23 protein-coding genes are annotated in these 21,842 nt (G+C 69.7%); 11 read left to right on the top strand and 12 right to left on the bottom strand.

Annotation, left to right across the window (positions count from 1 at the left end):
* Positions 1 to 18 precede the first annotated feature (18 nt).
* Positions 19 to 858 carry an NmrA family NAD(P)-binding protein gene (locus RM1_RS23510; RefSeq protein WP_072754067.1) on the top strand — a complete coding sequence of 280 codons (840 nt, stop codon included), beginning with the start codon at positions 19 to 21 and terminating at the stop codon, positions 856 to 858.
* 5 nt (positions 859 to 863) lie between these two features.
* Complete coding sequence (locus RM1_RS23505; RefSeq protein WP_083576926.1) at positions 864 to 1,517, top strand: anthrone oxygenase family protein; 654 nt, start codon at positions 864 to 866, stop codon at positions 1,515 to 1,517.
* On the opposite strand, the gene RM1_RS23500 is transcribed toward RM1_RS23505, so the two are convergent.
* The 3 genes from RM1_RS23500 to ctaC all read right to left on the bottom strand — a co-directional run bounded on the left by RM1_RS23500 (position 1,501) and on the right by ctaC (position 5,606).
* Entirely contained in the window at positions 1,501 to 3,867 is a 2,367-nt protein-coding gene (locus RM1_RS23500) for an arylsulfatase (protein ID WP_072754050.1), read from the bottom strand. The genes RM1_RS23505 and RM1_RS23500 overlap by 17 nt on opposite strands.
* Positions 3,868 to 4,070: 203 nt before the next feature.
* The gene (locus tag RM1_RS23495; RefSeq protein WP_072754049.1) at positions 4,071 to 4,487 is read right to left on the bottom strand and encodes a cytochrome c oxidase subunit 4; all 417 of its coding nucleotides are present in this window, start codon (positions 4,485 to 4,487) and stop codon (positions 4,071 to 4,073) included.
* A 48-nt stretch (positions 4,488 to 4,535) separates the two neighbouring features.
* Positions 4,536 to 5,606: an aa3-type cytochrome oxidase subunit II gene (ctaC, locus tag RM1_RS23490; RefSeq protein WP_072754048.1), complete on the bottom strand. Its 1,071-nt coding sequence runs from the start codon at positions 5,604 to 5,606 to the stop codon at positions 4,536 to 4,538.
* A gap of 204 nt (positions 5,607 to 5,810) precedes the next feature.
* On the opposite strand from ctaC, the gene asnB reads away from it, so the two are divergent.
* A complete protein-coding gene (asnB, locus tag RM1_RS23485; protein ID WP_072754066.1) occupies positions 5,811 to 7,766 on the top strand; it encodes an asparagine synthase (glutamine-hydrolyzing) in 1,956 nt (651 codons plus the stop codon).
* A gap of 73 nt (positions 7,767 to 7,839) precedes the next feature.
* On the opposite strand, the gene RM1_RS23480 is transcribed toward asnB, so the two are convergent.
* The 3 genes from RM1_RS23480 to RM1_RS23470 form a co-directional block, all read right to left on the bottom strand.
* On the bottom strand, positions 7,840 to 8,805 hold the full coding sequence (locus RM1_RS23480; RefSeq protein WP_072754047.1) for a carbohydrate kinase family protein: 966 nt from the start codon (positions 8,803 to 8,805) through the stop codon (positions 7,840 to 7,842).
* Positions 8,806 to 9,018: 213 nt separating this feature from the next.
* Positions 9,019 to 9,387: a HesB/IscA family protein gene (locus RM1_RS23475; protein ID WP_027500065.1), complete on the bottom strand. Its 369-nt coding sequence runs from the start codon at positions 9,385 to 9,387 to the stop codon at positions 9,019 to 9,021.
* Between the two features lie 167 nt (positions 9,388 to 9,554).
* Positions 9,555 to 10,631, bottom strand: a complete 1,077-nt coding sequence (locus RM1_RS23470) for a glycerate kinase family protein (RefSeq protein WP_072754046.1) — start codon at positions 10,629 to 10,631, stop codon at positions 9,555 to 9,557.
* A gap of 115 nt (positions 10,632 to 10,746) precedes the next feature.
* Between RM1_RS23470 and RM1_RS23465 the strand changes: the two genes are divergently transcribed.
* Positions 10,747 to 11,403, top strand: a complete 657-nt coding sequence (locus RM1_RS23465; RefSeq protein WP_072754045.1) for a DUF3043 domain-containing protein — start codon at positions 10,747 to 10,749, stop codon at positions 11,401 to 11,403.
* A gap of 10 nt (positions 11,404 to 11,413) precedes the next feature.
* Here the strand turns inward: RM1_RS23465 and RM1_RS23460 are convergent, their stop codons facing one another.
* A complete protein-coding gene (locus RM1_RS23460) occupies positions 11,414 to 11,638 on the bottom strand; it encodes a hypothetical protein (RefSeq protein WP_072754044.1) in 225 nt (74 codons plus the stop codon).
* A gap of 84 nt (positions 11,639 to 11,722) precedes the next feature.
* On the opposite strand from RM1_RS23460, the gene RM1_RS23455 reads away from it, so the two are divergent.
* Genes RM1_RS23455 through RM1_RS23440 form a run of 4 tightly spaced genes read left to right on the top strand, consistent with a single transcriptional unit; the run spans position 11,723 to position 15,208 of the window.
* The gene (locus RM1_RS23455; RefSeq protein WP_072754043.1) at positions 11,723 to 12,697 is read left to right on the top strand and encodes a GlxA family transcriptional regulator; all 975 of its coding nucleotides are present in this window, start codon (positions 11,723 to 11,725) and stop codon (positions 12,695 to 12,697) included.
* 3 nt (positions 12,698 to 12,700) lie between these two features.
* On the top strand, positions 12,701 to 13,258 hold the full coding sequence (locus RM1_RS23450) for a bifunctional adenosylcobinamide kinase/adenosylcobinamide-phosphate guanylyltransferase (RefSeq protein ID WP_072754042.1): 558 nt from the start codon (positions 12,701 to 12,703) through the stop codon (positions 13,256 to 13,258).
* A gap of 55 nt (positions 13,259 to 13,313) precedes the next feature.
* Complete coding sequence (cobT, locus tag RM1_RS23445; protein ID WP_072754041.1) at positions 13,314 to 14,435, top strand: nicotinate-nucleotide--dimethylbenzimidazole phosphoribosyltransferase; 1,122 nt, start codon at positions 13,314 to 13,316, stop codon at positions 14,433 to 14,435.
* Positions 14,436 to 14,437: 2 nt separating this feature from the next.
* Positions 14,438 to 15,208 (top strand): adenosylcobinamide-GDP ribazoletransferase, encoded by a 771-nt coding sequence (locus RM1_RS23440; protein ID WP_072754040.1) that lies wholly within the window; start codon positions 14,438 to 14,440, stop codon positions 15,206 to 15,208.
* Between the two features lie 37 nt (positions 15,209 to 15,245).
* Here the strand turns inward: RM1_RS23440 and RM1_RS23435 are convergent, their stop codons facing one another.
* The gene (locus RM1_RS23435) at positions 15,246 to 15,752 is read right to left on the bottom strand and encodes a cupin domain-containing protein (RefSeq protein WP_072754039.1); all 507 of its coding nucleotides are present in this window, start codon (positions 15,750 to 15,752) and stop codon (positions 15,246 to 15,248) included.
* 143 nt (positions 15,753 to 15,895) lie between these two features.
* On the opposite strand from RM1_RS23435, the gene RM1_RS23430 reads away from it, so the two are divergent.
* Complete coding sequence (locus RM1_RS23430) at positions 15,896 to 16,459, top strand: TetR/AcrR family transcriptional regulator (protein ID WP_072754038.1); 564 nt, start codon at positions 15,896 to 15,898, stop codon at positions 16,457 to 16,459.
* 30 nt (positions 16,460 to 16,489) lie between these two features.
* Here the strand turns inward: RM1_RS23430 and RM1_RS23425 are convergent, their stop codons facing one another.
* The 3 genes from RM1_RS23425 to gcvT are packed head-to-tail and all read right to left on the bottom strand — an operon-like array spanning position 16,490 to position 19,311.
* Positions 16,490 to 17,026, bottom strand: a complete 537-nt coding sequence (locus tag RM1_RS23425; protein ID WP_072754037.1) for a carboxymuconolactone decarboxylase family protein — start codon at positions 17,024 to 17,026, stop codon at positions 16,490 to 16,492.
* Between the two features lie 48 nt (positions 17,027 to 17,074).
* Entirely contained in the window at positions 17,075 to 18,178 is a 1,104-nt protein-coding gene (locus RM1_RS23420; RefSeq protein ID WP_072754036.1) for a branched-chain amino acid aminotransferase, read from the bottom strand.
* Between the two features lie 32 nt (positions 18,179 to 18,210).
* Positions 18,211 to 19,311, bottom strand: coding sequence for a glycine cleavage system aminomethyltransferase GcvT (gcvT, locus tag RM1_RS23415; protein WP_072754035.1), 1,101 nt, complete (start codon positions 19,309 to 19,311; stop codon positions 18,211 to 18,213).
* Between the two features lie 83 nt (positions 19,312 to 19,394).
* Between gcvT and RM1_RS23410 the strand changes: the two genes are divergently transcribed.
* Positions 19,395 to 20,909, top strand: a complete 1,515-nt coding sequence (locus RM1_RS23410; protein ID WP_072754034.1) for a leucyl aminopeptidase — start codon at positions 19,395 to 19,397, stop codon at positions 20,907 to 20,909.
* A gap of 61 nt (positions 20,910 to 20,970) precedes the next feature.
* Here the strand turns inward: RM1_RS23410 and RM1_RS23405 are convergent, their stop codons facing one another.
* Positions 20,971 to 21,309 (bottom strand): oxidoreductase, encoded by a 339-nt coding sequence (locus tag RM1_RS23405; RefSeq protein WP_072754033.1) that lies wholly within the window; start codon positions 21,307 to 21,309, stop codon positions 20,971 to 20,973.
* Positions 21,310 to 21,563: 254 nt separating this feature from the next.
* On the opposite strand from RM1_RS23405, the gene RM1_RS23400 reads away from it, so the two are divergent.
* Positions 21,564 to 21,842: biotin/lipoyl-containing protein (locus tag RM1_RS23400; protein ID WP_305793857.1), on the top strand; the 279-nt coding region annotated here is incomplete at its 3' end.

Raw genomic sequence — 21,842 nt, 5'->3', positions numbered from 1 at the left:
ATCAGCAAGGAGAGCACGATGACCGTTCACACATCGCGACCCACGACCCTCGTCCTCGGCGGAACCGGCAAGACCGGTCGCCGCGTCGCGCAGCGACTGACCTCCCTCGACCTGCCGGTGCGCATCGGCACCCGCGCCGGCGGGGTGCCCTTCGACTGGGAAGACCCCGAGACCTGGGAGCCCGCCCTCGAGGGCATGACCGCGGCGTACATCTCCTACCAGCCCGACCTCGCCGCCCCCGGCGCCGTGGAGGCCATCGCCTCGTTCTCCCAGCTGGCCGTCGACTGCGGTGTGCGTCGCCTGGTATTGCTCTCGGGTCGCGGCGAGGCCGAGGCGCAGGCCTGCGAGAAGGCACTGACCGATTCGGGCGCCGACACCACCATCCTGCGCGCGAGCTGGTTCGGCCAGAACTTCAGCGAGGGCTACCTGCTCGAGCCGATCCTCGCCGGCCAGGTGTACCTGCCCGCCGGGGACATCCCCGAACCGTTCGTCGACGTCGACGACATCGCGGACGTCGCCCTCGCTGCCCTCACCCAGCCCGGGCACACCGGCGAGATCTACGAACTCACCGGGCCCCGCGCGATCACCTTCGCCGAGGCCATCGCCACCATCGCCGCCGCCGCAGGCCGTACCGTCGACTATGTGCAGGTACCCGTCGAGGACTTCGCCGCCGGCCTCGCAGCCGAACAGGTACCCGCCGATGTCATCGAGCTGCTGACGTACCTGTTCACGACCGTCCTCGACGGCCGAAACATCAACCCGGGCAACGGGGTCGAGCGTGCGCTCGGCCGCGCACCCCGCGACTTCACCGAGTACGCCGCTTCCGCCGCAGCCACCGGTATCTGGAACGTAGGGTGACCACGATGACGACCAAATTCCTCCAGACGATCACGCTGCTCGGCGCCTCCGTCACCGCAGGACTCATGGCTGGTCTGTTCGCCGCGTTCGCCTACGCGGTGATGCCGGGCCTCGGCCGCACCGACAACCTGACGTTCATCTCGGCCATGCAGAGGATCAACGTCGCAATCCTCAACGGCTGGTTCATGATCTGCTTCCTCGGCGCACTGGCACTCACCGTCACGACGCTGCTGCTGCACCTGGGGTCCGCGCGCAGCGCGCTCCCCTGGATCATCGCCGCCCTCGTGCTCTACATCGCAATGCTCGTCATCACCGCCGCCATCAACGTGCCCCTCAACGATCAGCTCGCGGCCGCAGGCGAGCACATCACCGATCCCGGCGCGGTCCGAGAGCAATTCGAATCCCGCTGGGTCACATGGAATATCGTGCGGGCGGTCGTCAGCACCGCCGCCTTCGCCGCGCTCGCCTACGCCCTGGTGGTGCACGGACAGGCGACCGCAACGGACACCGAAGCGTCGGCCCTCGCGGCCGGGCACGCGGCGCCTGCCCCGCAGCAGTATCCGGCCGAGCAGGCGGCCCGCCCCTCGTGGATGTACCCGGCCGATCAGGTCGGGAACGGCGGGAACCGGGGCCTGCCCGCCGTCACTGACGGGAGGTAGCGACCCGGACGACCTCCTCCGGATCGATGAGATGGGAGTGGTCGTCGTCGCCGACCTCGATCTGCACGACATCGATGCGGCCGTTGAACCTGGTTTCTCCCAGATACCCGACACTGACCGGCATTCCGTAGTCGTCGCCGATGTCCGTCGTCTCGTCCGCGGAGAAGATCATCGGCTGGGTCTGCTCGACCCGCCCGGAACCGACGGGGCGGCCATCGTGATACAGGGTGACATCGCCACCCTTCGCGAGGCCGCCCCCGTCGTATGCGAACTCGGCCCGAATCTGATGACTACCCGAGGGGATGTCCTCGGTCGCCTCGATCGTGAACTCCCTCATGCCGAGCAGGTTGTAGACGAACGCGGTTCGCCCCTTCTTGACGTACAGGGCCCAGCCGCCGAAGCGACCGCCCTGCGCGACGACGACACCGTTGGTGGTGCCGTTCGCCGCCGTCTCGACCGCGGCGGTCACCGAGAACGACCGGTTCTTGATGTCGAGGACGCTGTGCTCGCTGAGACGCCTCATCCCGGGGAACAGCACCTGCTTGTTGCCGGAGATCAGTTGGGGGCGACCGGCGATGGTCGGGTTCAGTCGTTCGAACCGGCGATCGTCGATCGGCAGCACGTTGTACTTCACGGCCTCGATCAGCCACAGTCGCTGCAACTCGGCGAGCTTCTCGGGCATCTCCGCGGCGAGATCGTGGGCCTGCGTCCAGTCGGTGGTGCCGTCGTAGAGCTCCCACACGTCGTCATCGAGCGCGGGCAGTTCCTCGTTCGGCAGCCAGGGGGTGCTGTGCCTGGTGACCGCGCTCCAGCCCTTGTGGTAGATACCCCGATTGCCTGCCATCTCGAAGTACTGCAGGTCGTGCCGCTCCGGCGCGGCCGCGTCGTCGAAGCTGTACAGCATGCTCGTGCCCTCGAGCGGCGCCTGCTGCACACCGTTGACGAACGTGGGCTCGGGCAGCCCGGCGGCCTCGAGCACGGTCGCCGCGACGTCGATGACGTGGGTGAACTGGGAACGGATCTCGCCCTTGCTGCTGATGCCGTCGGGCCAGTGCACGATCGTCCCGTTGCGGGTACCGCCCCAATGCGAGGCGACCTGCTTGGTCCACTGGAAGGGCGAGCACATCGCCCAGGCCCAGCCGACCGAATAGTGGTTGTAGGCCTCGGGCGTACCGAACTTGTCCTTCACCTCCGCCATGAACTCCGGGGTCTCGATCGCGGCGAGACCGTTGAAGTTCGCCATCTCGTTGAACGCCCCGTTCAGCGTTCCCTCGGCGGAGGCCCCGTTGTCGCCGATGATGTAGTACACGAGGGTGTTCTCGAGCGCCCCCATCGCCTCGATCGCGTCGACGACGCGGCCGACGTGGAAGTCGGTGTGCTCGAGGAACCCCGCATACACCTCCATCTGGCGTTCCAGCACCGGCTTGAGCGCCTCGTCCATGTCGTCCCACGCCGGGATCGCGTCGGGACGGGCCGTCAGGTCGGCACCCTGCGGCACGATCTGACGTTGCTTCTGCCGGTCGAGAATGGACTCGCGCTCCGCGTCCCAGCCGCCCACGAACCGGCCCGCGTACTTGTCAGCCCACTCGGCGGGAACGTGGTGCGGTGCGTGGGTGGCGCCGGGGGCGAAATAGACGAAGAACGGCTTGTCGGGCGCGAGCGCCTTCTGGGTGCGCACCCAGTCGATGGCCCGGTCGGCCAGGTCCTCGGTGAGGTGATAGCCCTCCTCCGGCGTCTTGTCGGGCTCGACCGGGGCGAAGCCCTCGTAGAGCGCCGGGAAGTACTGGTTGTTCTCGCCGCCGATGAACCCGTAGAAGTGCTCGAATCCGCCACCGCCGGAAGGCCAGGCGTCGAACGGGCCGACCGGCGAGGTCTGCCACGGCGGCACCTCGTGACACTTGCCGAACTGGGCGGTGGAGTAGCCGTTGAGTTTCAACGTCATCGGCAACGCGGCCTTGGTGTTCGGCCGGATCCCGCACGAGCCGGGCGCCGAGGTCGCGGTCTCGGTGATCAGGCCCATCCCGACCGAGTGGTGGTTACGGCCGCTGAGCAGCGCGGCCCGGGTCGGCGCGCACAGCGCGGTCGTGTGGAACCGGGTGTAGGTGAGTCCGTCGCGCTGCAGGCGTTCGGCGGTCGGTGTGTGCACCGGTCCCCCGAACGCGCTGCTGGCCCCGTAACCGACGTCGTCGAGCAGGATCACCAGGACATTCGGGGCGCCCTCCGGCGGGAGCAGCGGCTCGATCGGTGGAAACGCGGTGTCCGGATCCTTCGCGTCGTAGGTGGTCAGACCGATGTGCTGCCGGTCCGGAATCGGAAGAACCCCTCGAAACTCGCCCGCTCGATCCACCATGGCTACTCACATTCCGTTGTCATCCATCGGAACGCCCGTCGGCCCCGTGCCGGAACCGCCGACAGCGCCTTACCCGACCGACGATAGCGTCGACGACCAGGAGCCGCTGAGAATTGCCCGGGTGCGGACCTGCCGGAAACGGCGAGGGCGCCGAACCCCCAGTGGGGATTCGGCGCCCTCGCCGTGTTCAGGTGTGGTGCGGCTCAGTGCTTCTCGGGTCCGACGTGGTACTCGAAGACGAGACCGACCGCGGTGGCCAGGACCAGCGCCACGCCGACCACGATCAGCCACGGCTGGAAGAAGGCCAGCGCGACCGCGGTGAACGCCGCCGCGAAGGCGAGCAGGATGGGCCAGTAGCTACCCGGGCTGAAGAAGCCCAGGTCGCCCGCGCCGTCCGAGATCTCGGCGTCGTCGTAGTCCTCGGGGCGGGTGTCGAGTCGCCGTGCCACGAACCGGAAGTACGTGCCCACGATCAGGGTCAGTCCGGCGGACAGCACGATCGCGGTCAGCCCGGCCCACTCGACTCCGGTGCGGGAGGCGGCGGTGAAGACGCCGTAGACGATCGCGACGAGGATGAAAAACACCGTCAAGATCTCAAAGAGCTTGGCTTCGATCTTCATTTCAGCAAGTCCTTCAGCGGTTGATGGGTCTGGGTGCCGTCGGCACTGCTACTGGTATTCGCCCTCGAGGACGGTGGTGGCCTGCCGGTACGTCCGCTCCGTGTTGAACGGCTGCGTGGACGTGGCGACCGGCGACTCGCCGATCTTCGCGAGCGCCTCGGCGGTGGTCAGCGCCTGCCCACCCTCGTCGGCCGGCTTGCGCAGCTCGATGTACTCGGCGAACTTCGCCGGGCTGACCGCACGGACCTCGAAGTTCATCATCGCGTGGTACGTGCCGCACATCTCGGCGCAGCGGCCGACGAACGCGCCTTCCTTGGTGATCTCGCTGATCTGGAAGACGTTGTCGGAGTGGTTCTGCTCCGGGTTCGGCATGACGTCGCGCTTGAAGAGGAACTCCGGCACCCAGAACGCGTGGATGACGTCCGCGGCGTTGAGCACGAACTCGATGCGCTTGCCGGTGGGCAGCACCAGAATCGGGATCTCCTGGCTGGATCCGACGGTCTCGATCTTGTCGAATCGCAGGTAGGAGATGTCGTTCGCGGACTTGCCCGCGTTCGGCGGCGGCACCTCTTCGCCGCGGAGAACCTGCTCGCCTGCCGGCTCTTCGGCGTACGCCTGTGCCGCGACGTCGACGCCGTCGTACTTGGCGCCGCCCTCACGCAGATCGATGCTGCGGTAGCCGAACTTCCAGTTCCACTGGTACGCGGTCACGTCGACCACCACGTTCGGGTCGTCCTTCTTCTCGTGGACGTAGTTCTGCACGACCACGGTGAAGTAGAACAGCACTGCGATGATGACGAACGGCACCGCGGTGTAGAAGAGCTCCAGCGGGACGTTGTAGGCCGTCTGCCTGGGGAACTCGGGAGAATCCTTCTTCTTCCGGTGGAAGATCACCACCCAGAAGGTCAGGCCCCACACAATCACGCCCATGAACAGGGCGGCGATGACCGACCAGGTCCACAGTTCGCGCATCCGCTCAGCCTGCGGGGTAATGCCCGACGGCCATCCGAACCGAAGCACCGAATTGTCGATCGAACATCCCGACAGCAGCATGGCAGCAAGGCCCAAAGATGCTGCTAGCCCTGCTCGTCGAAGGATCCGACTCTGCGCCACGTTCACGCCTTCCTGATCGCCGCAATGAATAAGGGCAGCCCCAGCCGGACGCCCGAATACTACGCAGCGTAGACCAAAGCTGACGCCTCTCCACCGTCGGGTCACAACATCAGTTCCGCGAGTCTGCGGCATACTCGGCATAGTCATTCGGCAATCCGCTGCATATCAGTGTGGAGCCTTCCCCAAGAGCGAATTGAGGTAATGGACGCCGTGTGCGGACTGCTCGGGCTACTGACCTCCTCCGGCACCACCGAAGACGCCGTCTCGCGCGTCGACTCGGCGATGCACTGCCTGCGCCACCGCGGGCCGGACGAGCACGGAACCTGGAACGACGACGACCTGATCTTCGGCTTCAACCGGCTCTCGATCATCGACATCGAGCACTCGCATCAGCCGCTGCGCTGGGGCCCGCCGGAGAACCCGACCCGGTACGCGCTCACCTTCAACGGTGAGATCTACAACTACCTCGAACTCCGGGACGAGCTGGCGAGGGATCACGGCGCCCAGTTCACCACCGAGGGCGACAGCGAGGCGATCGTCGCGGCCTTCCACTACTGGGGTGCCGATGCGGTCCGCCGGCTGCGCGGCATGTTCGCGTTCGCGATCTGGGACACCGAGACCAAGGACCTGTTCCTGGCCAGGGACCCGTTCGGGATCAAGCCGCTGTTCCTGGCGACGGGAGCAGGGGGCACCGCGTTCGGCAGCGAGAAGAAGAGCCTGCTGGAGCTGGCCGAGCTGATCGGTGTCGGCACCGAACTCGATCCCCGCGCCACCGAGCACTACACGGTGCTGCAGTACGTGCCGGAGCCCGAGACCCTGCACGCCGACATCCGTCGCCTCGAGTCCGGCTGCCACGCCTGGGTGCGGGTCGGCGAGGCACCGAAGATCACCCGCTACTTCACGCCGACCTTCCCGGTCAGGCCTTTCGCGGCCGGCACCGAGCAGGCCAGGTACCGGGAGATCGCCGAGGCCCTCGAGGACTCGGTCGCCAAGCACATGCGCGCGGACGTGACCGTCGGATCGTTCCTCTCCGGCGGCATCGACTCCACCGCGATCGCCGCGCTGGCGATGCGGCACAACCCCAACCTGATCACCTTCACCACCGGCTTCGAGCGCGAGGGCTACTCCGAGGTCGACGTGGCCGCCGAGTCCGCCGCCGCGATCGGCGCCCGGCACATCGTCAAGGTCGTCAGCCCGACCGAGTTCGCCAACGCGATCCCGGAGATCATCTGGTATCTCGACGACCCGGTCGCCGACCCCGCGCTGGTCCCGCTGTACTTCGTGGCCAAGGAGGCCCGCAAGCACGTCAAGGTGGTGCTGTCGGGCGAGGGCGCGGACGAGCTGTTCGGCGGCTACACCATCTACCGGGAGCCGCTCTCCCTAAAGCCGTTCGAGTACCTGCCCCGCGGCCTGCGCCGCGCGGCGGGCAAGCTGTCCGAGCGCATCCCCGAGGGCACCAGGGGCAAGAGCCTGCTCAACCGCGGCTCGATGACGCTCGAGGAGCGCTACTACGGCAACGCGCGCAGCTTCAACGACACGCAGCTGCGGGCCGTCCTCCGCGACTTCCGGCCGGAATGGACGCACCAGGACGTGACCGCGCCGATCTACGCGCAGTCGCGGGACTGGGACCCGGTCGCCCGGATGCAGCACCTGGACCTGTTCACCTGGCTGCGCGGCGACATCCTGGTCAAGGCCGACAAGATGACGATGGCGAACTCGCTGGAGCTGCGGGTGCCGTTCCTCGACACCGAGGTCTTCGAGGTCGCGTCCCGGGTGCCGCTGGAGCAGAAGATCACCACCAGGCGAACGAAGAGAGCCGCATCTGCGCCGCATACCACCAAGTACGCGCTGCGTCAGGCGCTGGAGGGCATCGTCCCGCCGCACGTGCTGCACCGGGCCAAGCTCGGCTTCCCCGTTCCGCTGCGGCACTGGCTGCGCGGCACCGAGCTGTTCGACTGGGCGCACCAGCAGATCGCGGACTCGCAGACCGACCACATCTTCGACAAGGCGGCGGTCGCGGCGATGCTGAACGAACACCGCGACGGCGGGTCGGATCACAGCCGTCGGCTGTGGACGGTGCTGTGCTTCATGGTGTGGCACGGCATCTTCGTGGAGAAGCGGATCGTGCCGCAGATCCAGGAACCGGTCTACCCGGTCCACGTGTAGAGGCGCTGCGCGCCTGTGCGCGGTTGACGAGTCTCAGGACTCGTCAACCGCGCACGGGCGGCGAAGCCGCCTGTTACTTCAGCAGGGCGCCGATCTCGTCCGCGGCCTCGGTGCCGTAGGCCTCCGCCAACCGCTTGACCGCGTCGTCGCGGTCGAGGGTCCACTCCTGGGTGCCGACGGTCTCGAGCACCAGCACCGCCACCAGTGAGCCGAGCTGAGCAGACCGCTCGAGGCTCAGGCCCGCGCTCTGCCCGACCAGGAACCCGGCGCGGAAGGCATCGCCGACACCGGTCGGATCCACCTTCGCCTTCTCGGGCACGACGCCGACGCGGACCCAGTTGCCCTCGCGGTCCACCATCTCGACGCCCTTGGAGCCGAGCGTGGTCACCCGCAGCCCCACCTGCTCCGCGACCTCGGTCTCGGTGAGCTCGGTCTTCTGCAGCAGCAGGCCCCACTCGTACTCGTTCGTGAACAGGTACTTCGCGCCGCCGATCAGCTGCTTCGCCTCCGCGCCGGACAGCCGGGCGAGCTGCTGCGAGGGGTCGGCCGCGAACGGCAGCCCCAGCTCGCGGCACTGCTCGGTGTGCCGGATCATCGCGGCGGGGTCGTTCGCGCCGATCAGGACCAGCTCGATGCCCTCGGCCAGGCCGTCGAGGGAGATCTCCCTCGCCTCGCTCATCGCGCCCGGGTAGAACGACGCGATCTGCGCCATGTCCTCGTCCGTGGTGCACACGAAGCGCGCGGTGTGGGCGGTCTCGGAGACGTGCACGGAGTCGCAGTCGACACCGGCGGACTCGAGCCAGGCCCGGTACTCGGCGAAGTCGGCACCGACCGCGCCGACGAGCAGCGGGGTGCCACCGAGCACGCCCATGGCGTACGCGATGTTGCCGCCGACGCCGCCACGGCGCACCACCAGGTCGTCGACCAGGAAGCTCAGCGAGATGTGGCTGAGCTGGTCGGCGAGGAGCTGGTCGGCGAAGCGCCCGGGGAACCGCATCAGGTGATCGGTGGCGATGGAGCCGGTGACCGCAATTGTCACGCGCAGGGACCTTTCAGTTCGTCGATACCGCGGCCACGTCCGTCGGCCGCGGCACTAATGTGCCGCAAAAGTGCCACGGTACCCGGCAGGTCACCGCCGCGGCGACCAGAGCGCCCGTGGGGCGCCCCCTGATACGACTCTGACGCGGGCCCCGAGGGGCACCGCGTCAGAGGTGTCGACGAACTCGCGCGACGCGCACGTCGCGGGGTCGGCTCAGTTGAACGAGTCTCCACAGGCACAGGAGCCGGTGGCGTTCGGGTTGTCGATCGTGAAGCCCTGCTTCTCGATGGTGTCGACGAAGTCGATCGAGGCGCCCTCGACGTACGGCGCGCTCATCCGATCGACCGCCAGGCTGACGCCACCGAAGTCCACGACCAGGTCACCGTCGAGGTTCCTGTCATCGAAGAACAGCTGGTAACGCAGTCCGGCGCAGCCGCCCGGCTGCACGGCGATGCGCAGCGCGAGGTCGTCGCGACCTTCCTGGTCGAGCAGCGCCTTGGCCTTCGACGCGGCGGCGTCGGTCATGGTGACCTTGTGCGCCTCCGTCTCGACCGGGGCTGTCGTCTCGTTCTGCACAGTCATGGGCTCTCCCTGTTCGCTCGTACCAAACCCGTGAACGCTTCAACGGTACTCTGCCGTGCAGTATTCCTGACGGGGCCGACGACGATGACAGCGCCGTCGGCGTTGTTCCGGGCCGGACTGCCTCCAGTGTGCCGTGCCGCGCCCCCACCTCGCCACCAGCGGGCGTGTCACCGGCCCCCGGGCGACCACTGCCCGGCCACCTTCTCGGTGAGTGCGCGCAGCTGACCGGCCGCATCCGACATCGCCAGGCGAACCGAGCCGGCGTGGTCGGTCACCGAATACACCGCGCGCAGGCCCGCACCCTCGGCCGCGCCCGCATCGAGCTGCACCTGGCCCGCGATCACCACGGTGGGCACCCCGTGCCTGCCCGCCGCCTCGGCGAGTGCGACAACCACCTTGCCGCGCAGCGACTGGTGATCGAACCGGCCCTCCCCGGTGAGCACCAGGTCGGCGGACGCCAGCAGCGCCTCCTGCCCGGTGTGGGTCGCGACCACCGCGGCCCCCGATTCCCTGGTCGCGCCGAGCGCCAGCAACGCCGCCCCGATCCCGCCCGCCGCGCCTGCCCCCTCGTCATCGGCCACGCGGCGGCCGCCGGCCGACTCCAGCACCCGCGACCACTCGGCGTTGCGCCGCTCGAGCAGCTCCACGGCGACGGCGTCAGCACCCTTCTGCGGCCCGAACACCGCGGCCGCGCCGTGCTCGCCGAGCAGCGGGTTCCGCACGTCGGTGGCGGCGATCAGCCGGATCCCCGCTAGCCGCTCCCGCGCGGACACGACGGCCGCGCGGTCGGCCCCGCCACCGAGCACCTCGACCAGTCCCCTGCCCCCGTCGGTGCAGCCGCTGCCGCCGAGCCCGATCACCACCGTGCCCGCACCCGCGTCCACGGCCGCGGCGATCAGCTGCCCGACGCCGCGGCTGTGCGCGGCGACCGCGGTGCGCGGATCCGGCGGTCCACCGAGGAGCGCCAGTCCGCACGCCTGTGCCGATTCGAGGTAGGCGGTGTCCCCCGCGGCGAGCCAGCGCGCCTGCACGGGCCGATCCAGCGGGCCGTCGACGGTCGCCGCGATCGGCTCGCCGATCCGGGCCGCGAGCACGTCGACGAACCCCGGTCCGCCGTCCGACTGCGGCGCCAGGGCCAGCACGTCCTCTGGCCTGCCCGCGGACCAGCCGGCCGCCATCGCCGCGGCCGCCTCTACCGCGGTGAGGGTGTCCCCGAACGAATCCGGCGCGATCAGCACTCGCATCGGCCGAGTGTAGGACCGGTGGCTCCGCGCGGCAGCGCGACAGCGGGACGACCCGTGTCCATCCCGATGGGACGGGTGCGAATCGATGCACACGCACGGCAAGTAACCTGGAGGGGTGAAGCTGCTGCGCCGAGGAAACTCCGACACCCCCGACAACGGCGACCACGAGGTCGTCGAGTCGACCGCGGTCGAACTGACCACCACGTCCGAGACCGAAGGCAAGGGCAGGCCCACCCCGAAGCGCCGCGAGGCCGAGGGCAAGCGACGCGGCCCGGTCGCGCCCGCACCGCTCACCGCAAAGGAAGCGCGGGCTCGCCGCAAGCAGAACCAGGGCAGCAAGGAGGAGCGCAAGCTGGCCTCCGCGGAGCGCAGGGCGACCGCCGCCGATCGACGCGCCCGGATGCTCGCGGGCGAGGACAAGTACCTGCTGCCGCGCGACAAGGGCCCCGTGCGCGCCTACGTCCGTGACCTCGTCGACTCCCGCAGGCACCTGGTCGGGCTGTTCATGCCGTTGGCGCTGCTGCTGATCATGGCGATGTTCCTGAGCCCCGCGATCCAGTCGATCGTGACGCTGGCCATGTTGGTGCTGATGTTGTTCATGCTGGCCGAGGGGTACATCATGGGCCGCACCATCAATCGGCAGGTCCGTGAGAGGTTCCCCGACACCATGGACGGCGGCCTGAAGCTGGGCTGGTACGCGTTCGTCCGGGCCTCTCAGATCCGGAAGATGCGGGCGCCGCAGCCCCGGGTCTCCCCTGGCGACGCCGTCTAGCCGGTACCCCTCAGCTGTGCGGCGCCCTGTGCCGCACGGCCTGGAGGTCGGCGAGCATCCGTTCGGCGTCCCGATCGGCGACGTTCACCGAACCCGATGCACTGTCGGGCCGAAAGTGGTTGAACCGGTACCGCCGGATGCCGGCAGGTTCCCCGTACCGGCCGCGACGGGCGACCGCCACGAAGACTCCCTGTAGAGCGATCATCAGCAGGACGAGCGCAATGAATGTGGTCATGGCTGCAATTTTGCGACCATAGATTTGCCGCCAACAGTGGCAGCAATGACATACTTCGTCAATATCGCGCCATAGACTGTCCTCATGCTGTCCTCGGTCGCCGTGCTCCTGGTCGACCACGCAGCCATGTTCGAATTCGGTGTGGTCTGCGAGGTGTTCGGCGTCGACCGCACCGCGGCGGGCCTGCCCGCCTTCGACTTCCGCGTCTGCGGCCCGGAGGCGGGCGTGCCCCTTGCATCGGTCACCCCCGGCATCACCATCACCCCCGAGCACGGACTCGAGGGGCTGCGCGGCGCGGACCTGGTCGCGATCCCGGCCTCCGCGACCCGCACCGACTTCCCGCCCGGCGTCGTCGCGGCGCTGCGGGAGGCCGCGGACGCGGGCGCCACCGTGCTCACGGTCTGCTCGGGCGCGTTCCTCGCCGGGGCCGCGGGGCTGCTCGACGGCCGCAAGTGCACCACGCACTGGGTCCACGCGGACGAGCTGGCCAGCGCCTTTCCCGCCACCACCGTCGACCCGGACGTCCTCTTCGTCGACGAGGGCAACCTCATCACCAGCGCGGGCACCGCCGCCGGGATCGACGCCTGCCTGCACCTGGTCCGGCGCGAACTCGGCAGCGCCGTCGCGAACACCATCGCGCGGCGCATGGTGGTACCGCCGCAACGGGACGGCGGCCAGCGCCAGTTCATCGAGCGGGCCGTGGTCGACTGCGCCGACGACAGCATCACCGACACCCTGCGATGGATGAGCGAGCACCTCGACGCCGCCCACAGCATCGAGACCCTGGCCGCGCGGTCGACGATGTCGACCCGCACGTTCGCGAGGAAGTTCGCGGCCGAGACAGGGACGACCCCGGTCAAATGGCTGACGACGCAACGGGTCTTGCTGGCCCAGCAATTCCTCGAGGAGACCGGATACGGGCTCGAGGAGATCGCGGGCCGCTGCGGGTTCGGGTCGGGCGCGCTCCTGCGCCACCACTTCCACCGGCAGGTCGGGCTGGCACCCGCCGACTACCGCCGACGCTTCGGCGCCCGCGCCCCTGCCGTTGGTACCGTCTAGCCCGTGCCGTCCCCCGCCCCGCAACCGCCGCTGCGCACCCTCGTGCTCGGCGGGGCCAGGTCCGGCAAGTCCGGCCACGCCGAGGCCCTGATGGACGGGTCGGCGCCGAGCGCCGTCCGCTACATCGCCACGGCCCGCCTCGACGCCTCCGACGCCGACTGGGAGCAGCGGATCGAGGCGCACCGCAGCCGCCGGCCACGGGAGTGGACCACCGTCGAGAGCGCGACCGGCACCGGGCTGGCCGAACTGCTGCGCACCGACGCAGCCCCGACGATGGTCGACGATCTCGGCACCTGGCTGACCGCGGAGATGGACGCGGCCCAGGCCTGGGAACTCCCGCGAGGCACCCTCGCCCCGCGCATCGACGACCTGGTCGACGCCGTCGCGGACCATCGCGGCAGACTCGTCCTGGTCAGCCCGGAGGTGGGGCTGGGGGTGATCCCCGAGACCCGGTCCGGTCGACTGTTCCGAGACGAGATCGGCTCCCTCAACGCGAGGATGGCCCAGGTCTGCGACGAGGTGCTCCTCGTGGTTGCCGGGCTGGCGACCAGACTCAAGTGACGCCGAATTCAAGTGGCACGGTCAAGCTGTACCGCGCTGAAGTGAGAGGTCAACTGTGACAACCGAATCGGGCATCCCATCCGAGGCGGCCTTCGAGGCCGTCACTCCCCCGGACCCGGCCGTCGCGGCCGAGGCCGACGCCCGCCAGCAGCAGCTGACCAAGCCCGCGGGGTCGCTCGGCCGGCTCGAGGCGCTCGGCGGATGGGTGGCGGCCTGCCAGGGCCAGTGCCCGCCCCGGGCGTTCGGCCGCCCCCGGGTGGTGGTCTTCGCGGGCGACCACGGCGTGACAGCGCACGGCGTGTCCGCATACCCCGCCGAGGTGACCGCGCAGATGGTGGCCAACTTCCAGGCGGGCGGTGCGGCCGTGAACGCGCTCGCCGCCACAACGGGGGCGGGGGTCCGGGTGGTCGACATCGCCGTCGCGACCGACACCGACCCCACCGTCTCGACACACAAGGTCCGGCGCTCGAGCGGCTCCATCGACCGCGAGGACGCGCTCAGCGAGTCGGAGACGCTGCAGGCCATCGCCGCTGGCCGCGCCATCGCCGACGAGGAGATCGACGGCGGGGCCGACCTGCTGATCGCGGGTGAGATGGGCATCGGCAACACCACCCCCGCGACGGTGCTGATCGCCGCGCTGACCAACACCGAACCGGTCGCCGCGGTCGGGCGTGGCACCGGTGTCGACGACGCCGGCTGGATCCGCAAGACCGCCGCCATCCGCGACGCGATGCGCCGGGTCCGGCCCGTCACCGCCGACCCGGTCGCGCTGCTGCGGGTGGGCGCGGGAGCGGATCTCGCGGCGATGGCCGGATTGCTGGCCCAGGCCGCGCTGCGTCGGACCCCCGTCATCCTCGACGGCGTCGTGGTGACGGCCGCCGCCATGGTCGCGGAGGACCTCGCTCCCGGCGCCCGCGAGTGGTGGGTCGCCGGGCACCGCTCCACCGAACCCGCGCACACCATCGCGCTCAAGCACCTGCGTCTCGACCCGATCCTCGACCTCGGCATGCGGCTCGGCGAGGGGTCCGGCGCGCTGGTGGCGCTGCCGGTGCTGCAGTCCGCGGTCGCCACCCTCGCCGAGATGGCGACGTTCGCCGACGCGGGCGTGAGCACCGAATCCGGGGAGTCCGCAACCGATTCCACGGCCGACGACGAGACCGAAGCCGAGGCGCACTGACGGTGACTGCCGCACTCGGCGGGATCCGGCTCGCACTGTCCTGGCTGACCGTGCTGCCCGCGCGCCACGATCCCGACGCGCAGCCGATCGACAGGGCCGCGGGCCGTCGGGCCATCGCCGCGACCCCGGTGGTCGGGCTGCTGCTCGGCGCCACCTGCGCCGGCCTGCTCTGGCTGCTGCTCGCGGCCTCGCTCGATACGGCCCTGGCCGGGCTGGTCGCGGTGACGGCACTGGCCCTGCTCACCCGCGGCATGCACGTCGACGGGCTGGCGGACACCGTCGACGGGCTCGGCTGCTACGGGCCGCCCGCGCGCGCCCTCGAGGTGATGCGCGGCGGGGGCGTCGGTCCCTTCGGCGTCGTCGCCCTCATCGTCTGCATCGGCGCGCAGGCGCTCTCGTTCGGCGCGCTGGCCCAGTCCGGGCAGTGGATCGCGATCGGTGTCGCGGTGGCGGCGGGCCGGGTGGCGGTCGTGCTCGTGTGCAGGCGCGGGGTTCCCGCGGCGGGCCCGACCGGATTCGGTGCGCTGGTCGCCGACAGCCAGGGCCGGTGGTCGTGCGCGCTGTGGTCCCTGGCGCTGACCGCGGCCGCCGCGTTCGCGGTGCCAGGACGCTGGTGGCAGGGCCCGGTCGTGGTGCTCGCGGCGCTGGGCGCGACGGCGCTGCTGACGCGGCACTGCGTCCGCCGGTTCGGCGGCGTCACCGGGGACGTGCTCGGCGCGGCGGTCGAGGTGACGGTGACGGTGGTTGCCGTTGGGTTCGCGCTCGGCGGCTGAGCACGAACCCAAGGGCCCGCCCGTCCGGACGTGGTCGCTATCCGGAATGGGGGCCGAAGCTCACCCCGTGGGCGTGCACGAGGCCCGCGGTGGCGACCAGGTCGAACTCGATGCCGTAACGCTCGGCGAGGGCGGTCGTATCGGGAACACCGCCGTCGGCCTGCAGCTCCGGAACCTGCTCGAACAGGCCCTCGAGTCCCCCTGGGGTGATGATCTCGAGGAATCGCGCCTCGCGGTCGTCGGGGTTCCACACCGCGTGCCACTGCCCCCTCGGCTTGAAGATCATCGCGCCTGCCTCGGCATAGACCACCCGGTCGCCGAGAAGCGCGGCGACCCGCCCCGACTGCACCACCGTGTACTCGTCCTCCCTGGCGTGCCGGTGTACCGGCGACGTCAGCCGCTTCGGCGGGACCCGATGCTCGACGAGGGAGAAGCCTCCGTCGGTCTGATTGTCGCGCACCATGATTCGCGCCCCGGAGGACGCGAGGGTGCCCGCCGGATCCTCGTCGGGACCGAGCACCGTCGGTTCGATCGTCTCGCTCATGCCAACCACCCTTCTGTCTCGGCGGCACCCGTGCACCGCGGTGAGCCAAATCCTGTACCGAACGGTCTAGCCTGTCAATGATTCGAAGCATTTCCGCACGTATAACGCTGAACCGATGTATACCGACTGGTACAGTGTGCGACATGTCTACTCGTGATCAGCTCGTCGAGGCGGCCGCGGACCTGCTGCAGCGCCGCGGCTACACAGGAACCGGTATGGCCGAGGTTCTGACGGAGAGCGGCACGACCAAGGGATCGCTGTACTTCCATTTCCCTGGCGGAAAGGAGGAGCTCGCGGGAGTCGCTCTGCGACACAGGGGTTCGACGATGGCGGCCTTCATCTCGCACCTGTTGGACAGCTCGCCCGACTCCGGAACGGCGGTGGCCGCCTTCGCCGCGGCACTGGCGGCCCGGCTGGTGGAATCCGACTACGAACGCGGCTGCGCGCTTGCCACCGCCACCCTGGACGCCGCGACCGAATCGCCCGTCATCAGGGCATCCTGCGCCGACGGATACGACTCCTGGCTGTCCCTGCTCGCCGCCAAGCTCGAGGCGGACGGCTGGGCGCCCGACGAGGCCGCCGACGAGGCGGTCCTGACGCTCTCCGCACTCGAGGGCGCGCTCGTTCTCGCCAGGGCACAACAGGATCCGGCTCCACTGCACAGCGTCGGACGGATGCTCGCCCGGCGCCTGACGCCAGCCCGCTGAACGATACCCGGGTCGGGTCGGGCTCAGGCGCTACTTCTCCGGCACGACGCAGAACCCGCCGTCGGAGAACCCCGATGGCCGGATACCGAGGGCCTGGTTCAGCCGACCGTGATGGTTCTCCCATGCGATCGCCGCGGCGAGCTCCGTGAGCTGTGTCCTGCTGAACCTGCCGAGGAGCCGCGCGCGCAGATCGTCGCCGATGTGGGCAGGCGTGCGGCTCATCGCCTCGGCCAGCTCGAGGACCAGCTTCTCGGTGTCGTCGAACTCGCCGCTGTCGCGGAAGGTCGGCAGGGCGCGCAGCTGCGCCTCGGTCAGGCCGAGGTCGCGGGCGAACGCCGAGCCGATGTCGAGGCAGTACTCACAGTTGGTCAGCGCGGCCGCCTTGATCTCACCCAGCGCCTTGAGCCGCATGTCGACCCTCCCGCTGGTCACCAGCGCGGCCTCGTGCACGGCGATCGCCGCGAGCAGCTGCGGTCGCCTGCCGAGCCAGCGGAAAGCGTCCGACTTGTTGCGGCGCGCCGTGGGGAACACCCGGCGCATCGAGCCGATCTGACGTGCGACGCCCATGGCTCCAGATGTACACCCGGTGCCGGCGCCTCACAAGGCTGCGACCGCTCAGGCCAGCGTGGACATCCAGCCGTGGGTGTCCGCGAAGGTGCCACGCTGGATCCCGGTGAGGGTGTCGCGCAGCGCCATTGTCACCTCGCCCGACTCCCCGTCGCCGATGGTGAACTCACCCGCGGCCGACTTCACCGTGCCGACGGGGGTGATCACCGCGGCCGTGCCACAGGCGAACACCTCGGTGATCTCACCGGAGGCGGCCTTCTCGCGCCACTCGTCGGTGCTGATCTTGCGCTCCTCGACCGCGAACCCCGCATCGGTGGCCAGCGTCAGCAGCGAGTCGCGGGTGATGCCGGGCAGTAGCGCACCGGACAGCTCGGGGGTCACCAGGCGGGCGGAGGAACCGGACCCGAAGACGAAGAACAGGTTCATCCCGCCCATCTCCTCGACGTAGCGGCGCTCGTTCGCGTCGAGCCACACCACCTGGTCGCAGCCCTCGTCGGCCGCCTGCGCCTGCGCGACCAGCGAGGCCGCGTAGTTGCCGGCGAACTTGGCCGCACCGGTGCCGCCGGGAGCAGCGCGCACGTACTCGGTGGACAGCCACACGCTCACCGGCTTGACCCCGCGCGGGAAGTACGCACTGGCAGGCGAGGCGATCAGCAGGTACCGGTACTCGGTGGACGGTCGCACCCCGAGCCCGACCTCGGTCGAGATCATGAAGGGGCGCATGTACAGCGAGTCCTCACCGCCTGCGGCCGGTACCCAGTCCCGGTCCACCGCGAGCAGCTCGGTGATCGAGGCGAGGAACAGATCGTCGGGCAGCTCGGGCATCGCGATGCGGCGGGCCGAGGCGCGCAACCGGTCCGCGTTCGCCGTCACCCGGAACGAGGCGATGGACCCGTCCTGCTGGCGGTAGGCCTTGAGCCCCTCGAAGATCGCCTGGCCGTAGTGCAGCACCATGGCCGCCGGGTCCAGCTGCAGCGGGGCGTACGGCTGCACGGTCGGGCTGTGCCACCCGCGCCCCTCGGTGTAGTCGATCGTCACCATGTGATCGGTGAAGAACTTCCCGAACCCGGGAGCAGCCAGCACCTGATCGCGCTCCGCGGCGGTGGCGGGCGAGGGGTGCGGGATGCGCGTGAAGTCGAGAACACCAGTCATGGCGGGAATCCTATCGAACCGGGTGCGGGCGGCTACTTGGTGTTCACGGGGACGAACGGCGGGTTGACGACCTCGCAGCGCAACGCCCTGCCGCGGACGTCGACGTCGATCTGATCGCCCGCGCCGACACCCGCATCCGAATCGATGAGCGCCAGGGCGATCCCGACCTTGAGGGTGGGCGAGAAGGTGCCCGAGGTGGTCTCCCCGATCGGGGCGCCGTCACGCATGACGGTCTGGCCCTGTCGCAGCACGCCGCGGTCGAGCGCCTTGATGCCCCACATCTTGCGGGCCGGTCCGGCCTCCTTCTCCGCGACCAGCGCGGCGCGACCCCAGAACTCCGGCTTCTTCCACCCGATCGCCCAGCCGCAGCGCGCCTGCAGCGGCGAGATCTCCGTCGACAGTTCGTGACCGTGCAGCGGGTAGCCCGCCTCGGTACGCAGGGTGTCGCGGGCGCCGAGCCCGGCGACCTCGCCGCCCGCAGCACGGACCTCGGCGACGAGCGCGCGGAACACCTTCTCGCAGTCGTCCCATGCGGGGAGCAGTTCGTAGCCGTGCTCACCGGTGTAGCCGGTGCGGCACACCCGGACGGTGACTCCCCCGAAGGTGGCGTCGGCAAAGGACATGTACTCCATGTCGGACGGAAGCCCGAGCGCGGCAAGAATTTCCGCGGACTTCGGGCCCTGCACGGCGAGCACACCGAACTCGCGATGCTGATCGGTCACGGTGATCCCGGCGGGCGCCTTTGCGGCCAGCTCGGCGACGACGGCCGCGGTGTTGGCCGCGTTCGGGACGAGGAAGACCTCGTCGTCGCTGACGTAGTAGGCGATCAGGTCGTCGGTGACGCCGCCCGTCTCGGTGGCGCAGAGGGTGTACTGCGCCTGGCCCGGTCCGATCTTGCCCAGATCGTTGGTGAGAGAGGCGTTCACGAACTCCGCCGCACCCGGGCCCACGACCAGCGCCTTGCCCAGGTGGCTCACGTCGAAGACGCCGACACTCTCGCGCACCGCGGTGTGCTCGGCCACCACACCCGCATAGGAAACCGGCATCTCCCAGCCACCGAACGGGGCGAAGGTGGCACCCAGTTCGGCGTGCACCGCGCGGAGGGGGCCCTGCAAGAGTTCAGCGTCGCTCATGGGCGTCCACGCTAGCCGACCGGGGCTTCGCACCCGCACTAGAGTTGGCGCGCAGTTGTTCACCAACAGATCAGGAGATCGAAGTGAGTGCCGCCAAGCCCCCCACCGCACCCCTCGGCCCCGAGCTCGCGCTGGCCGGATCCGTCGCCGAGTCGGCGGAGGTCCTCGTCATCGGTCTCACCACGGGCACCGAGGGCCCGGAGGCCTCGGTCGGCGATGCGCTCGACGACGCGACCGCCGAGGCGGTGCTGGCCGGGCTGGTCGCGGTGGGTGCCACCGGCAAGGCGGAGGAGCTGACCCGGATCCCGGCGCCCGCGGGCTCGGGCGTCGCGAGCATCCTGGCGGTGGGACTCGGCGACCCCGACGACGTCGACGCCCAGCGGATCCGCGAGTGCGCCGGCGTCGCGGCCCGCGCACTGACCGGGACCACCGTCGCGGCCACCACGCTGTCCGTCCTCGACCTCGGCGCGGCGGCGGAGGGCTTCTCCCTCGGCGCCTACACCTTCACCCGGTTCAAGTCGGCCAAGTCGGCGCCGAAGGACAACGGAAAGCCGCTGGCCCGGGTGGAACTGCTCGTCGAGGAGCCCGGCGACAAGGAGTCCACGAGCACCCTCGCCCGATCCGCCGCGATCGCCGAGGCCGTCGCCACCGCGCGTGAATTCGTGAACACCCCGCCGAGCCACCTCTACCCGGCGGAGTTCGCCGCCCGCGCCGAGGCGCTCGGCACCGCGGCCGGGCTCGAGGTCGAGATCCTCGACGAGAAGGCACTCGAGAAGTCCGGCTTCGGCGGCATCCTCGGCGTCGGCAAGGGCTCCTCGCGTCAGCCGCGGCTGGTCCGGCTCACCCACAAGGGATCCGGCGGGAAGTCCGTTGCCCTGGTCGGCAAGGGCATCACCTTCGACACCGGCGGCATCTCGATCAAGCCTGCCGCGGGCATGGAGAACATGACCTCCGACATGGGCGGCGCCGCTGCGGTGGTCGCGACGGTCGTGCTGGCCGCAAAGCTCGGGCTGAAGGTCGGCGTCGACGCCTGGGTACCGATGGCCGAGAACATGCCGTCGAGCACCGCCCAGCGCCCCGGCGACGTGCTCACCCAGTACGGCGGCACCACGGTCGAGGTCATCAACACCGACGCCGAGGGGCGGTTGATCCTGGCGGACGCCATCGTTCGTGCCTGCGAGGAAAAGCCCGACTACCTGATCGACACCGCGACCCTGACCGGGGCGCAGATGGTGGCGCTCGGCAACCGCACGCCCGGCGTGATGGGCACCGACGAGTTCCGCGACCGCGTCGCCCGCATCTCGCAGCAGATCGGCGAGAACGCCTGGGCGATGCCGCTGCCCGGCGAGCTGCGCGCGGACCTAAACTCGAAGGTCGCCGACCTGGCCAACGTCACCAACCACCGGTGGGGCGGCATGCTCGCCGCCGCGATCTACCTCAAGGAGTTCGTCGCCGAGGGCGTGCAGTGGGCCCACATCGACGTGGCAGGTCCGGCGTACAACACCGGTGGGCCGTTCGGCTACACCGGCAAGGGCGGAACCGGGGTCCCGGTGCGGACCATGATCAGCGTCCTCGAGGACATCGAGCAGCAGGGCTGACGCCCCGTGAGTCTTTCCGGCCCCTCCTCGGGCCGGAAAGACTCACGGGCGACGCCGTCGCCTAGGCCTCGCGGGCGCGGTTGCGCAGGATCTTCTGCCGGGCGTCGTAGTCGCGCATCCGCTGCGGATACCCGGTCTTGCGGACGTCGTACACAGGAATGTGCAGATCCTCGCCCAGGCGGCGGGCGCCGTGCGCTCCACCGACCGGGCGTCGCGTCCATTCCCCGTCGTTCGCGACGAGCACGACCGTGACCGGCGTGACGGTGGTCTGCGGCTCGACGTAGGCCTCGACTCCGGTGCGCGTGTGCGCCCAGTTCGCCAGGTACTGGGCGTCGGGTCCCCGCATGCCGTGTCGGCCGGAACCCGCACGTCCCCTCGAGAGCCTGCTGAAAAGTCCCACGTCCTACCTCCTCCCACCGTGGCGCGACCGCCCGTTCTGTCCAGTTTCGAGTTTGCCAGCGCTTGCTGAGAAACGAATGTGGAACATGTGACGAGGCCCTCATAGGACGGGCGAATCCGATCAATGACAGGATGGGGACCGCGAGGATCCGCGTCGCAACACGCCCCGTGGACCCAGTACGACCCGCACAATGAATTTCGACCACAAGTCGGCAAACTCAACAACCCGAACACAACTGTCGAGGAGTCAAAAGCATGGCCTTCTCCGTCCAGATGCCAGCTCTTGGTGAGAGCGTTACCGAGGGGACTGTCACGAGGTGGCTCAAGCAGGAAGGAGATACGGTCGAAGTCGACGAGCCCCTGCTCGAGGTCTCCACTGACAAGGTCGACACCGAGATCCCTTCCCCGGTGGCAGGCGTGCTGACCAAGATCGTCGCGCACGAGGATGAGACCGTCGAGATCGGCGGAGAGCTCGCGGTGATCGGCGCAGCAGGAGAAGCCGCCGCACCCGCACCCGCTGCCGCACCGGAGCCC

The sequence above is a fragment of the Rhodococcus maanshanensis NBRC 100610 genome, assembly GCF_001894865.1.
Lineage (GTDB): Bacteria > Actinomycetota > Actinomycetes > Mycobacteriales > Mycobacteriaceae > Rhodococcus_G > Rhodococcus_G maanshanensis.
The sequence above is the reverse complement of the archived record's forward strand: the minus strand, read 5'-3'. Positions and strand labels throughout refer to the sequence as shown.

Bases quoted from the DNA above. Each gene is read 5' to 3' on its own strand.
- RM1_RS23495 (WP_072754049.1), bottom strand. From the start codon at position 4,487: ATGAAGATCGAAGCCAAGCTCTTTGAGATCTTGACGGTGTTTTTCATC.
- RM1_RS23435 (WP_072754039.1), bottom strand. From the start codon at position 15,752: ATGAGCGAGACGATCGAACCGACGGTGCTCGGTCCCGACGAGGATCCG.
- RM1_RS23505 (WP_083576926.1), top strand. From the start codon at position 864: ATGACGACCAAATTCCTCCAGACGATCACGCTGCTCGGCGCCTCCGTC.
- RM1_RS23455 (WP_072754043.1), top strand. From the start codon at position 11,723: ATGCTGTCCTCGGTCGCCGTGCTCCTGGTCGACCACGCAGCCATGTTC.
- RM1_RS23425 (WP_072754037.1), bottom strand. From the start codon at position 17,026: ATGGGCGTCGCACGTCAGATCGGCTCGATGCGCCGGGTGTTCCCCACG.
- RM1_RS23470 (WP_072754046.1), bottom strand. From the start codon at position 10,631: ATGCGAGTGCTGATCGCGCCGGATTCGTTCGGGGACACCCTCACCGCG.
- RM1_RS23430 (WP_072754038.1), top strand. From the start codon at position 15,896: ATGTCTACTCGTGATCAGCTCGTCGAGGCGGCCGCGGACCTGCTGCAG.
- RM1_RS23510 (WP_072754067.1), top strand. From the start codon at position 19: ATGACCGTTCACACATCGCGACCCACGACCCTCGTCCTCGGCGGAACC.
- RM1_RS23475 (WP_027500065.1), bottom strand. From the start codon at position 9,387: ATGACTGTGCAGAACGAGACGACAGCCCCGGTCGAGACGGAGGCGCAC.
- RM1_RS23500 (WP_072754050.1), bottom strand. From the start codon at position 3,867: ATGGTGGATCGAGCGGGCGAGTTTCGAGGGGTTCTTCCGATTCCGGAC.
- RM1_RS23460 (WP_072754044.1), bottom strand. From the start codon at position 11,638: ATGACCACATTCATTGCGCTCGTCCTGCTGATGATCGCTCTACAGGGA.
- RM1_RS23420 (WP_072754036.1), bottom strand. From the start codon at position 18,178: ATGACTGGTGTTCTCGACTTCACGCGCATCCCGCACCCCTCGCCCGCC.
- gcvT (WP_072754035.1), bottom strand. From the start codon at position 19,311: ATGAGCGACGCTGAACTCTTGCAGGGCCCCCTCCGCGCGGTGCACGCC.